A 13,411-nucleotide genomic window follows, 5' to 3' on the forward strand; every position below is an offset into this window, starting at 1 on the left:
ATGTTAAATGTAGTTTAATAACTTGCAATTATACAATAAAAAGCGATTAAATATATATATACTTAAAAAAATATGTGATTTAATTTGGATATTGTCATTTTTACCATTAAATATTTGACTTTTTAGTCTAAACAATACCTTGATTTTTACAATTTTAATAAAGTGTTAGTTTGTTGATTATAAGTTTTTTATATTTTAAATTAATCGAATTACATCTTGATTTTTCGCAGATGTTTTTTTTTAGATTTATTTAACTTCTAGTTTCGTAGTGTCCTTTTAAAGGGATAAAAAAAACTAACAAAAACCAAAATTTATGAGATGTAAAAGTATTTACTGGTTAGCTGTTATGATGTGTTTTTTTGCCATTGGCTGCGATAACACAGATGACGGAAGCTATGTTGATCCGATTACCATTTATGAGAAAGTAAATGGAAATTGGGGATTAACAAATTTAAAAATGATCGATGAATCTGCTAAGGCAAATAAGATCGAACCAAGTGAAGAAAACTTGAGTACCTATTTTAACTACGAAGATTTTAAAATCAAATTTAACGTAGACGAAAAAAACAGTCCCACAAGTTATGAAGTGTCGGGTAATGTTCCTCCTCTTTTTGCCCCAAAAGGATATTGGAAGTTAAGTTCAGATTTTCAACCAGTAAATCCAACCGGAGCTACTAAAATCTATTTGTACAGCGACGCTCAAAAAACTCAAAAAACAGACGAACTATTAATAACATCTATTCCGGGTAAAAACGGCGAGATGGAATTAAAATTGGTGCATGCTTCTGGCGGCGTTCCGTTTGTGTCTTATGTGTTTAAATTAACCACCATTAATTAAAAAAGTAACATGAAAAAAATTATATATACAATTTTACTTGCCCTTTTGATGGCTCCTAATTTTATGCAGGGACAAGAAAATGTTGGTGCAGTAGGAAGTATGTCATCATTTCCTGTGGTATACAAATATGATGAACAAGTTACGTGGTACTTTGACCTTTCGGGAACCACTTATGCTGAAAATGAAGATCTATATATGTGGATTTGGTCGCCATCAGAACCAGATGCGGGGAATTGGGAAAACTCTTCGAATTTTGCAAAACTAACACATGTTAAAGATAAAATTTGGAGTTTTACGTTAACTCCAACATTGTATTTTACTAAAACTCCGGCAGAAATTGCTGCAAGTGCAGGATTTTGGTTTCGTATAAAAAACAAAAACGGATCAAAACAAAGTGATGTGGCTAATATGCCGTACACAGATTTCTCTTCATTTTATACTGCAAATGAGCTAATCAGATCTTATCCAACAAAACCAACAATTGATAAAGGAGTAAGTATTTTATTTAATGCTAATCTGGCTCCTGGGTTTGCTGGCGCTAAAAGTGTACACATGCATAGCGGATTGAATGATTGGGATATCAAACAAGAATACCAATCTTGGCTTCCGGAAATTGTAGCCAAAACAAAATTAAAAGATTTAGGAAACGGTTTCTATAAAATGGATTTGGTACCTAAAGATTACTACAATGCGCCGGACGGTTATGAAATGAAGAATCTGGTTTTTTTAATGGTAAAAGACGATTGGGCAGGAACAACCCCGGATCAGGTTTTATTTGCAGGAGCTTATGTACCGCCACCAGCACCCGTTTTTGGATTTTTCCCTTTACAATTAAGTCAGAAAGATTTTCTTGGAATGTCCAGAAAAAACAATGAGTCTGGAGTTAACAAATTAATTTACACCATTACAGCAGGAAGCAAAGTAATAAACGGTGAGTTTACGGGGGGAACAGCAGAGATAAAAGGATTTGTGAACTTAGTTGCAGAACTAAATGGCATTCCAAATTTAACTGAAATTCATGTTGTGGTAAAAGACAACAAAAACAAAACAATTTCAGATACCAAAATGCCTCTTAAAACTTTAGACAAATAATTCACTATCAAATTAAAACATATGAATAGTAAAAATACAAAAATAGTCCTGCATCAAATGTGGACTACTAAATCGATGGTATTCATGATTTTCATGCTTTTTCTTTCGGCAGGAATGTTTGCTCAGGGAAAAAAGCATGTTACAGGAACCGTTTATGACAATACAGGTAATGTGTTGCCGGGAGCATCAGTTATCGAAACAGGAACCAAAAACGCAACCACAACAGATTTTGACGGAAAATTTATACTGGATGTAGCCGTAGGAGGTGCAATAGAAGTTTCATTTATTGGTTCAACCACTCAAAAAGTTCAGATCACCGAAGCAACAAAAGGCAATATAGACGTTCGTTTACAAAATGACGGTTATATGCTTGCCGAAGTTCAGGTAGTTTCTGTTGGATACGGAACACAAAAGAAATCAGATTTAACAGGCGCGATTTCGAGTGTAAAAGCAGATGATTTAGTAAAAGGAACAATCTCATCTACAGAACAGGTTTTACAAGGAAAAGTAGCCGGATTAAATATCATTCGTCCTTCTGGCGATCCGGCTGCGGGTTCAACAATACGTTTGCGTGGAGGAACTTCCTTAACGGCAAGTAATAGCCCGTTAATTGTTGTTGACGGTATTGCGGGAGTCGACATTAATGTTGTTCAACCTTCAGATATCAAATCTGTAGATGTATTAAAAGATGCTTCGGCAACAGCCATATACGGATCAAGGGGAGCAAACGGAGTTATTATCATTACAACCAAATCTGGAACAAAAGGAGTTTCGGTAACCTACAGCGGTTTATCTAGCGTGGGTTATGTGGCAGATAATTTAGATCTTTTATCAGCAAATCAATGGAGAGGATATGTGCGCAGTACGGGAAACAAAGATGCAGTTGATTTTGGAGGAAACACCAATTGGCAAAAAGCAGTTGAACAAACCGCTATTTCACAATCGCATACTTTAACTATTAATTCGGGTAAAACAGATGGCGGATTTAGAACTTCACTTTCTTACTTAAACAACGAAGGTGTTATAAAATCTACAGGTTTAGAAAGATTAAGCGGAAACATTACGGCTTATCAATATCTTGGAGACAACAAAGATGTAAAATTTGACATGGGTTTATTTGCCAATGTAGATAAATGGCATCCGTTAGATTATAGAATTTTTGAACGCGCTTACAATCTAAATCCAACAATTCCCGTATACGATTCTAACGGAAAATTTTCCAATGTAATTAATACGCTTTACGAAAATCCGGTTGAAGTTTTAACAGACAGAACGGCTGATAACGAAAGACACAGATTGTTAGGATATTTTAAAACAGAAGTAAAGTTCTTAAATGACTTTCTAGCTGTAGCAAATATTTCGTATGAACACAATGCGGTTCAAGGAAACTTGTATAAACCAAGTTATGCAGTTCTAGAAGGCGCTACAGAAGGTGGTTATGCCCAAAAAACATATGCGGAATTTGCCAATGCACAAGGAGAATTGTATGTGAATTATAATAAAGTAATCGACAAACATACTATTGGAGCACTTGCTGGATACTCTTATCTAGAGAATATATACGAAGGTTTTGGCGCACAACGTAGTGGTTTTGTTACAGATGCTTTTAGTTATAACAATTTAGGTGCAGGTTATAGATATCGTTTAGGAGACGTTTATTCTTATAAAGGGAAATCAAATCTAGTTTCATTTTATGCCCGTGCAAATTATTCCTATGACGGAAAGTATTTGCTAACGGCAACAGTAAGAAGAGATGGTTCAAGCCGTTTTGGAGACAATAATAAATGGGGAACATTCCCATCAGCTTCTGCAGCCTGGAAAATTTCGAGCGAAGAGTTTATGAGTTCAACAAAAGGCTGGTTAGACAATCTGAAAGTAAGAGTAGGTTATGGAGTAACAGGAAATCAGGATGGAATTGGAGAATATAAATCACTTTCGATTTTAGGAGTTGGAAAAGATAGTTACTACGACCCGGTTACAGGAACTTGGAGTTTGGCTTATTCGCCACAACAAAATCCAAACCCTGACTTAAAATGGGAATCGACAAAACAATTAAATATTGGTTTAGATTTTAGTCTTTTTAATAGAATAACAGGTTCATTCGAGTATTATTCAAAAAACACAAGCGATTTATTATATACTTACGAAGTGCCTCAACCTCCTTATTTAGTTGGAACAATGTTGGCAAACGTAGGCGAAATGTCAAACAAAGGAGTTGAACTTACGTTGAATGCTGATATAATAAAAGGCACAAAGTTTACGTGGAATGCCAATTTAACTTTAGGACATAACGTTCAAAAAATCGAAAAACTATCCAATCCAACCTATCAAACAGACGTGATTTATAGCGGATCATTACATGGTTTATCTGGTATGTCCGGACAGTATTCTCAAATTATTGCCGAGGGTTATGCTGTTGGAACTTTTTGGGGATTCAAAAATGCAGGACTTGATGCAAATGGTAAAATTCAGTACTATAATGCAGCGGGAGATATAGTTGCAGAAAATGCTTTAGTAGATGCTGATAAAAGAGATTTAGGAAATGTTCAGCCAGATTTGACTATGGGTCTTGGAATGAATTTTACTTACGGAAACTTTGATCTTGGATTTTCTGGATACGGAATGTTTGGTCAAAAAGCATTAAATGCTACAAACATGATGTTAAACGATCCAAACAGATTACCAACTTTCAATGTTCCTGATAGGTTTCTGAATAGCGGTATAACATCAGCGCCAAAATATTCAGATTATTGGATCGAAGATGCGTCATTCTTTAGACTTCAAACTGTTTCAGTTGGGTATACTATGCCATTAAAATACAAAAGTTCAAAATTGAGAATTTATCTTATGGGAGAAAATCTTGCCGTATTTACAAAATATAAAGGAGTAGATCCTGAGATTGGTTTAAATGCACAAGACGGAATTAATCAAACCGGAGTACTGGATCAAACGGGATTGGCAGCTCCGGGAATTGATAGATATAATAATTATCCTCGACCAACAACAATTTCTGTTGGATTAAATTTTACGCTAAACAATTAAGCGAATTAACTCAAAAATATAGAAAATGAAAATCAAAATAACAGCAGCGTTATTAGTAAGCATGCTTTTTACGATATCATGTACCAATTTAAATGAAGATTTATATGATAGAGTAGAAGATGGAAATTTTGGAAACACGCCAAAGGAAGTTGATGCATTAGTTGGTGGAGCTTATTCTTCTTTAAGAGGATTTTCCGATAATATATCAAACAACTTTCCAACGAGTGAGTATGTATTCTTTCTGAACGAAACCGTTTCAGACGAAGCAACGATTCCAACAAGAGGGACAAACTGGTACGATGGAGGTCAATATCAAGATGCACAAAAACATACTTGGAAAGCAGACAATCGTATGATACTTTCGGCTTGGCGTTACAATTACACCGGAATTGCAAAAATCAACTCTATTATTTATCAAGTAGATAAATCATCATTGGGAGATGCGGCAAAAGCACCAATTTATGCCGAATTAAAGGCATTAAGAGCCTATTATTACTATAATCTTTTAGATTTATTTGGAAATGTGCCAATCGTAGTCAATTTTGAAGATACCTCTTTGCCATCAAATTCTACCAGAAAACAAGTGTATGATTTTGTAGAGAAAGAATTGTTGGATGCAATTCCGCATTTAACATCAAACATCGTATACTCTAAACTGACAAAAAATGTAGCCTATTCAATATTAGCGAGATTGTATTTAAACTCAGAAGCTTTTATAGGAACAGCACGTTGGCAGGACTGTTTATCAATGTGCCAGAAAGTTACAGGATATTCTTTAACACCTGATTTCTTTGCCAATTTTGCAACACAAAACGAAAAGTCACCAGAAATAATTTTCTCAATTCCTTATGATTCAAAAGCAGGTACAGTAGGAAATTATATGAACTCAATGTCTTGTCATTATTTACACAAGTTAACCATTTCTGCAATAGCTGATTATCCTTGGAGCGCCAACGGAATGTGTGCACAACCAGGAGTTTACTCTGCTTTTGCAAATACAGACAAAAGAAAAAAATGTATGGTTGCAGGCGACCAGATTAATTTGGCAACAGGACAAGTTATTATAATGGATAATGGCGAACCTTTAACTTATACTGAAGAAGTAACAAGTGTTGCCGATGCCAAAGACAATCAAGGCGTTCGTTTAGGGAAATACGAAATGAAAGCTGGTGAAACTTGGGAACGTGATCATGATTTTGTTTTGATTCGTTATGCCGAAATTTTAATGATGCAAGCCGAATGTTACGTTCGTTTAGGATCTCCAGATTTAGCAAAACCATTTTTACAACAAGTCACAGCGCGTGCGGGAGAAGAAATGCCAGCCGTAATCGATCTTCATTTTATAGATCAGGAACTACTTAAGGAATTTACTTTTGAAGGAAGAAGAAGAACTGATAACATACGTTTTGGAACATTCTTTTTGCCATGGTGGGAAAAAGGAACTACCGAAAAATACAGAGCTATTTTCCCAATTCCAAGTACAGTTTTAACAACAAATAAAAATCTAAAACAAAATCCTGGTTATCCTGTTAACTAGGTTTAGAATGTCAGTTTTCCATGTTGGTTAGTCGTGGAAAGCTGACATATTTTAGGATAGTTTTTGCCACAGATTAAAAGGATTAAAAGGATTTTGTTTCACGCAGATTTAGCAGATATAATTTTGTCACACATCATGTCGAAATAAAAAATAATAAAAAAAATCTGCTCAATCTGCCAAATCTGTGAGAGAAAATTTTAACCATTACATATTGCTATCAGGATAAAAAATCCATTAATCCTTTTAATCTGTGGCAAAAAATAAGAACAAATAATACATCAATATGAAAAGATCTATCACATTATTGTTTTTTGGGATCATGAATATTTTGGTCGCCGCGGGTTGTAGCAGCGATGATAAAAAATCTGATACACCTACAGAACCAGAAACACTTGCACCTGTTGCGATTGAAAAAACAAATAGTACCAAAATTTACGTGCATTATATGCCTTGGTTTGAAACCAATGAAAGTAGTGCCGATAAAAAATGGGGGTATCACTGGACAATGGCCAACAAAAACCCGAACAATATAGGAGCAAACAACCGCAGAGAAATTGCATCTTATTATTATCCTCTAATTGGACCTTATCATTCAGGCGATAAAAATGTGATCGAAAATCATTTATTATTGATGAAATATTCTGGAATCGATGGAGTTTTGATCGACTGGTACGGCACTTTTGATGTCAACGATTATCGAATGGTAAAAGAAAACACAGAACAGCTTATTGCCATGTTAAACAAAGTTGGACTAGAATATGCCATTGTTTATGAAGACAGAGTAACAAAAAATGTTGTCGATGCCGGAAAAGCAATTTCAGTAACTGGAGCGGCCAAAACAGATTTAGCGTACATACAAACCAATTATTTTAAAGATGCTAATTACATCAAAGTAAACGGAAAGCCATTGTTGCTAAATTTTGGGCCAATTGTTTTGCAAACGCCAGCCGAGTGGACAAATGTTTTTAATACCTTAACCATAAAACCTACTTTTCTAACACTTTGGGATCAATCTGTAGAAGCAGGACAAAATGCTTCGGGAGAATATGCTTGGGTATATAAAAACAGTACCTATCTAACTAATTTTTACACCAATACAAAACCAAAATCATCAGTTGCAATAGGAAGCGCCTATCCAGGTTTTAAAGATTTTTATGCCGAAGGTGGTGGTGGAGCTGCTATTGGCTGGACTATAGAACCAAATAATGGAGCAACACTCGACGAAACACTTTCTTTGGCTAAAAACGCCAACTTAAACTACCTGCAATTGATTACATGGAATGACTTTGGAGAAGGAACAATGTTCGAACCAACTGTAGAATTTGGTTACACTTACATCGAAAAAGTAAAAGCATTTGCAGGAGTCAAGAATACCGAAACAGTTTTTCCTGATATCAGTAAAATGTACAATTTACGAATAGATAAAAAAGGCAATGCCGACGCCCAGAAAAAACTAGATCAGGCTTTTAATTATTTTGTTTCAATGCAACCCGTAAAAGCAAAACAGTTACTAAACGAAATTAAATAAAGAGTTGTAATTAATACAATTAAATAATGAAAAACATAAAATATAGATACTGTTTCATCGCCTTAGCATCGATGCTGATATTTGCCTGCAGTACTAAAAAAACATACAAAATAAGTTCTCCGGATAAAAAAGCAGCATTAGTTTTTGAATTAACGCCTTCTGGTCAGCCTCAATATAGTTTTACGTCAAACGGAAAATCGGTTATAGAGCCATCGTTATTAGGATTTGAGTTTCAGGGAATCCAAAAAATGACGGATGGTTTTGAAGTGGTTTCCACCGAAGAAAAATCTGCCGATGAAACTTGGGAACAACCTTGGGGAGAATTTAAAAAAGTTCGCGATCATCATAACGAATTAATTGTTCATTTAAAAGAAGCAAAGGGAGAAGAGCGTTTGGTAGATATTATTTTCAGAGTTTTTGATGATGGTTTAGGATTTCGATATTCATTTCCAAAACAACCTCATTTAGACAAAGTAAAAATCTCAAATGAAATCACGCAATTTACTTTTAAATCAGATAATGATGTTTGGTGGATTCCTGTGCATCGCGAAAACAGTTATTACGAAAGTACATATCGCAAAACACCAATAAGTAAAACAGATACCATTAACACACCTGCAACTTTTGAAACCAAAGAAAAATTATTTGTGGCTATTCATGAAGCTAATTTAACTGATTTTGCCTCAATGACGTTATTAAAAACAAATGACAAACAATACAAAAGCGAATTAGTGCCTTGGGCAGATGGTGTAAAAGTTTATGCCGAAACACCTTTTAAAACACCTTGGCGAACAATTGTTGTGGGCAAAACAGCGGGAGAAGTTGCAACATCGACTATTATGCTAAATTTAAATGAACCTTCAAAAATTGAAGATCTATCATGGATAAGACCTTCAAAATATATTGGAATTTGGTGGGGAATGCATTTAGAAAAATATACTTGGGGACAAGGACCAAAACATGGTGCAACGACCAAGAATACAAAAGAATACATTGATTTTGCTGCCAAAAATAATTTTGATGGCGTTCTGGTCGAAGGCTGGAACGAAGGTTGGGATGGCGACTGGACTGCCGATGGTTCTGCATTTAGTTTTACAAAAGCATATCCTGATTTTAATTTAGATGAAATTACAAAATATGCAGCTATTAAAAATGTTCGTTTAATAGGACATCATGAAACTGCGGGCGCTACAAAACATTACGAAAGTCAATTAGAAGATGCTTTCAAACTGTATCAAAAAATGGGCGTTAATACCGTAAAAACGGGTTATGTAAATAAATATTTAGACAAAAAAGAATGGCACGACAGCCAGTATGGAGCACGTCATTACAGAAAAGTAATGGAAACGGCGGCTAAATATCATATTATGATCGATAATCACGAGCCAATAAAAGGAACAGGACTACAGAGAACATATCCAAACTTTATGTCGCAAGAAGGAGGAAGAGGACAGGAATATAATGCATGGTCTGTAGATGGAGGAAATACTCCGGAACATTTAACGACTTTACCTTTTACCAGAATGCTTTCTGGACCTTTTGATTATACTCCAGGGAATTTCAATTTTGATTACAAAACACCTTCGGGAGCAAGAGTCCAAACTACTTTGGCAAATCAATTGGCATTGTATGTAATTATTTATAGTCCGTTGCAAATGGCTTCAGACCTTCCGGAGAATTATGAAGGAAAGCCAGAGTTTCAGTTCATTAAAGATGTTCCTTGCAATTGGTCAGATACCAAAGTGTTAGATTCTAAAATAGGAGAGTACACCACAATTGCACGTAAAGATTGGGAAGATAAAAATTGGTATTTAGGTTCTATCACAAATAGTTATGCGAGGAATCTTAAAGTAGACTTGTCGTTTTTAGATAAAGACAAAGAATATGAAGCCGAAATTTATGCAGATGGAACGGGAACAAATTATAAAACAAATCCATATCCCGTAACAATTTCAAAACAAAAAGTAAATAGTAAAACAGTATTAGATATCAAATTGGCAGCTGGCGGAGGAACAGCAATAAAATTTAGTCCAATTGAAAGATAAGTTAGTTGAGTTTTTTTGAATTAAGTTTGTGTTTGAGCAATGAACCCGATACCTTTCTTGGAAGATATCGGGTTTGTTATTTTTGGTTTTAAGTTTCAGATTTCAAGTTTCAGGTTTCAAGTTTCAAGTTTCAGGTTTCAAGTTTAAGGTTTCAAGTTTAAGGTTTTAATTTCAACACTTTTTCCCTTTGTATCTTTGTGTCTCTGCACCTTTGCACCTATTTCCTCATTACCTTAGAACCTTAAAAAAACTAGTGTTTATACAATTTAACATGTTTGCCAAACGTATAAACAGCTGTTATAGTTGGTCCGTTGTAGCCCCATTTTAGGTATCCGTTTAGTCTTTCCTTAACAGCATCTACTTTAAAATTTAAACCAGTGTATCCTGCAGTAAGACTTAGATTTTGGTATACATTGTATGAAACAGCTAAATTATAACTAACAATTCGGCCATCGATATTGTCGATCTTTATGGCCAAATAATTTGCATTTACATATAACCCCCAGCGTTTTGCCAAAACAAATTCTCCCCAAACTCCAATATCTGGCAGCGGAGCAGTAAAATTGAAACTATCTCTATATTCTAAACTAGTTTGATTGGCGTCAACTCGTAAACCCAAATCTGCAAAAAGTACGTGAGTACCAATTAACAAACCAGCTTCGTATTTTGGTTTAGACAAAAAAGCATAACCATAAGCAATTCTTGCAATCTGAACATCAAACATAGCGGTTACTCTCGTATTTATATTGTAAGTGTGTTCGCCAAAATCAATTTGTTTTTCTAAAGTTTTGGATGAGCTTCTATCAAGAGCAAAAAACTCAAATCCCAATCTAGATCTTCTTGAAATTCGCCAGTCAAAAGTTCCCATAAAAGAGCTGCTGGATTTAGAAAAACCTAAATCATTTTCAAGATCTATTTCTGTTCCGTGATTTCCGTTATTAGTACCAACCTGAATTTGAGTATTATTGACTGGAAAAAACGCGCCTGCAGTTACTTTAAAACGTCTGGCATACCAAGGTAAATCTGCTACATCATAATCTTGAGAAGGAGTGTCAATATTACTTTGCAGAACAGTTAGAGGATTTTCTACAGGTATTTCGGCGGTGGTTTGTGCCTGAATTGTAGAGAAGAAAAGAGGAACTATCAAAAAACAAAATAACTTTTTCATCTGACTTATTTTTAGATTTTATTGATAAAATTTTAACAATTAAAGTTAACAAAAAAAATCATTCAATTCAGTTTTTTGATCTTATTATTTTAATGATTTATCTGAATATCAGTATGATAGATTATTTGTTAAAATTAGTTGACATGTCACTCTTTTTTGTAAATTTGCTTTATGGAAAATAATAAAACAGATTTTGATGCATTTAAAGACGAAATTTCGAATAGTTTTTTCTTTCAGATTCACCGAATTAAACGAACTATTTTTCGTCATACAAATACACTTATGAATGAAGCTGGAATAAGTTTACAGCAAGAACAACTTCCGCTAATCATGATTTTGCAGCGTAAAAGCATGTCTCAAAGAGAACTTTCAGACATTACCATGCGCGATAAGTCGTCTATTCTAAGAAGCGTAAATGCTTTGGAAAAGAAAAGCTTGGTTGAAATTCAAAAAGATGAAGAGGACAAGAGAAAAAATATAGTAAGTCTTACGGCCGAAGGATTTAGTATGGCAAAAAGTATTCGGTTGTTAATGAGAAAGTCAGAAGATGAGGTTCTTGCCGTTTTCTCTGATAAGGAAAGAACAGAAGCCTTAGCAGCAATTAGAGGTTTTGCAGATAAGCTTGATGCGCTTTAGTGGAATAAAAAGTTCGCGACGAATTAGACGAATTTCTAATATAGCAATGCAAAAAAAATAATATAAATACAGAAAACTAAAAATGAACAAAAGCGAATTATTAGAAGGGCCAATACTTTCTTCATTATTAAAATTAGCAGTTCCAATAATGATTGCCAATTTACTGCAAGCCGCATATCAATTAGTTGATGCATTTTGGGTTGGACGTTTGGGCGGAGATGCCGTTGCAGCTGTATCTGTAAGTACACCAGTAATTTTTCTGATGATTGCATTAGGAACCGGTTTGGCCATTGCAGGATCAATACTTATAGCACAATATTTTGGTGCAGGACAGCAGGAAATGGTCAATCATGTAGCAGCCCAAACATTACTAATGGTAATTTCGGCGTCGATTGTTTTATCAATTATAGGGTATTGGTTAAGTCCGTACTTTTTGTATTTACTTAAAGTAACACCACAGGTTTATACAAACGCATTGGGTTTTATGCGAATTGCCTTTATAGGATTGGTTTTTAGTTTTAGTTTTATGATTTTTCAATCGGTTATGCGTGGTGTTGGTCGAGTTACTTTGCCCGTTTACATTGTATTAGGAACTGTAATTCTAAATTTTGCCTTAGATCCGTTATTTATTTTTGGATGGAATTTTATTCCTGCAATGGGCGTAAAAGGAGCGGCTTTGGCAACTTTATCGACACAAAGTTTAGCAATCATTATTGGGTTTGCTATTTTGTTTAGAGGAAAACACGGAATTCATTTACAGTTAAAGGATTTTAAACCAGATTACAAACACATCAAGAAAGCCTTTAAAATTGGTTTTCCGTCGTCAATAGAACAATCTATGCGCGCAATTGGGCTCACAGCGATTACGTTTCTAATTGTACATTTTGGAACAACAACCGTAGCTTCATATGGAGCAGGTTCAAACTTAATTCAGCTTATAATGATTCCGGCATTAGGACTTTCAATGGCAGTAGCTACTTTGGTGGGGCAAAATATTGGTGCGGGAAATATGCTTCGTGCAGGTAAAATCGCAAAACTAGGTGCTTATTTAGGTTTTGGCTTATTAACCGGAATTGGCATAATAGCGTTTCTTTTAGCGCCTCATTTAATTGCTTTTTTTGTACCAAACGATCCGCAAGTTATATCTGGCGGAACTGTATTTTTAAGAATAACATGTCTTTCTTGGGGATTTCTTGGGCTTCAAATGTGTTTGTTAGGCGTGTTTAGAGCCGTTGGAAACACAACACTTCCTATGATCTTGACTTTGGTTTCGCAATGGGTTTTACAATTTCCGTTGGCTTACATTTTGTCACACAATACACCACTTGGAGCAATTGGAATTTGGTGGGCTTTTCCTATATCGACTGTAGTTACAGCAATTGTAACAATGCTTATTTATGCTAAAGGCGATTGGAAAAAAGAAAGATTAAGCGGAAAAACCAATAAACTTATCGATAAGGTTGAGAGAGAAATTGTAAAGGAGGGATTTGAGGTTAAGTAGAGGTTCTGAGTTGCTGAGGTTCAA

9 protein-coding genes are annotated in these 13,411 nt (G+C 34.9%); 8 read left to right on the top strand and 1 reads right to left on the bottom strand.

Annotation, left to right across the window (positions count from 1 at the left end):
• Positions 1-313: 313 nt before the first annotated feature.
• The 6 genes from IW18_RS01445 (at position 314) to IW18_RS01470 (ending at position 10,082) form a co-directional block, all read left to right on the top strand.
• A complete protein-coding gene (locus tag IW18_RS01445) occupies positions 314-838 on the top strand; it encodes a DUF5004 domain-containing protein (protein WP_041515780.1) in 525 nt (174 codons plus the stop codon).
• A gap of 9 nt (positions 839-847) precedes the next feature.
• Entirely contained in the window at positions 848-1,930 is a 1,083-nt protein-coding gene (locus IW18_RS01450; RefSeq protein WP_041515781.1) for a hypothetical protein, read from the top strand.
• Positions 1,931-1,951: 21 nt separating this feature from the next.
• Positions 1,952-4,972 carry a SusC/RagA family TonB-linked outer membrane protein gene (locus IW18_RS01455; RefSeq protein ID WP_084607894.1) on the top strand — a complete coding sequence of 1,007 codons (3,021 nt, stop codon included), beginning with the start codon at positions 1,952-1,954 and terminating at the stop codon, positions 4,970-4,972.
• 25 nt (positions 4,973-4,997) lie between these two features.
• Complete coding sequence (locus tag IW18_RS01460; protein ID WP_041515783.1) at positions 4,998-6,509, top strand: RagB/SusD family nutrient uptake outer membrane protein; 1,512 nt, start codon at positions 4,998-5,000, stop codon at positions 6,507-6,509.
• A gap of 283 nt (positions 6,510-6,792) precedes the next feature.
• The gene (locus IW18_RS01465) at positions 6,793-8,037 is read left to right on the top strand and encodes a glycoside hydrolase family 71/99-like protein (RefSeq protein WP_041515784.1); all 1,245 of its coding nucleotides are present in this window, start codon (positions 6,793-6,795) and stop codon (positions 8,035-8,037) included.
• A gap of 26 nt (positions 8,038-8,063) precedes the next feature.
• Complete coding sequence (locus IW18_RS01470; protein ID WP_041515785.1) at positions 8,064-10,082, top strand: glycoside hydrolase family 97 protein; 2,019 nt, start codon at positions 8,064-8,066, stop codon at positions 10,080-10,082.
• A 250-nt stretch (positions 10,083-10,332) separates the two neighbouring features.
• Here the strand turns inward: IW18_RS01470 and IW18_RS01475 are convergent, their stop codons facing one another.
• Positions 10,333-11,250, bottom strand: coding sequence for a hypothetical protein (locus IW18_RS01475; protein ID WP_041515786.1), 918 nt, complete (start codon positions 11,248-11,250; stop codon positions 10,333-10,335).
• 171 nt (positions 11,251-11,421) lie between these two features.
• On the opposite strand from IW18_RS01475, the gene IW18_RS22570 reads away from it, so the two are divergent.
• Both IW18_RS22570 and IW18_RS01485 read left to right on the top strand, forming a co-directional pair.
• The gene (locus IW18_RS22570) at positions 11,422-11,886 is read left to right on the top strand and encodes a MarR family winged helix-turn-helix transcriptional regulator (RefSeq protein ID WP_052480042.1); all 465 of its coding nucleotides are present in this window, start codon (positions 11,422-11,424) and stop codon (positions 11,884-11,886) included.
• Positions 11,887-11,968: 82 nt separating this feature from the next.
• On the top strand, positions 11,969-13,387 hold the full coding sequence (locus tag IW18_RS01485) for an MATE family efflux transporter (RefSeq protein WP_041515787.1): 1,419 nt from the start codon (positions 11,969-11,971) through the stop codon (positions 13,385-13,387).
• Positions 13,388-13,411: the final 24 nt, after the last annotated feature.

Origin of the sequence: Flavobacterium hibernum, assembly GCF_000832125.1 — a bacterium.
GTDB classification, from domain to species: Bacteria; Bacteroidota; Bacteroidia; order Flavobacteriales; family Flavobacteriaceae; genus Flavobacterium; species Flavobacterium hibernum.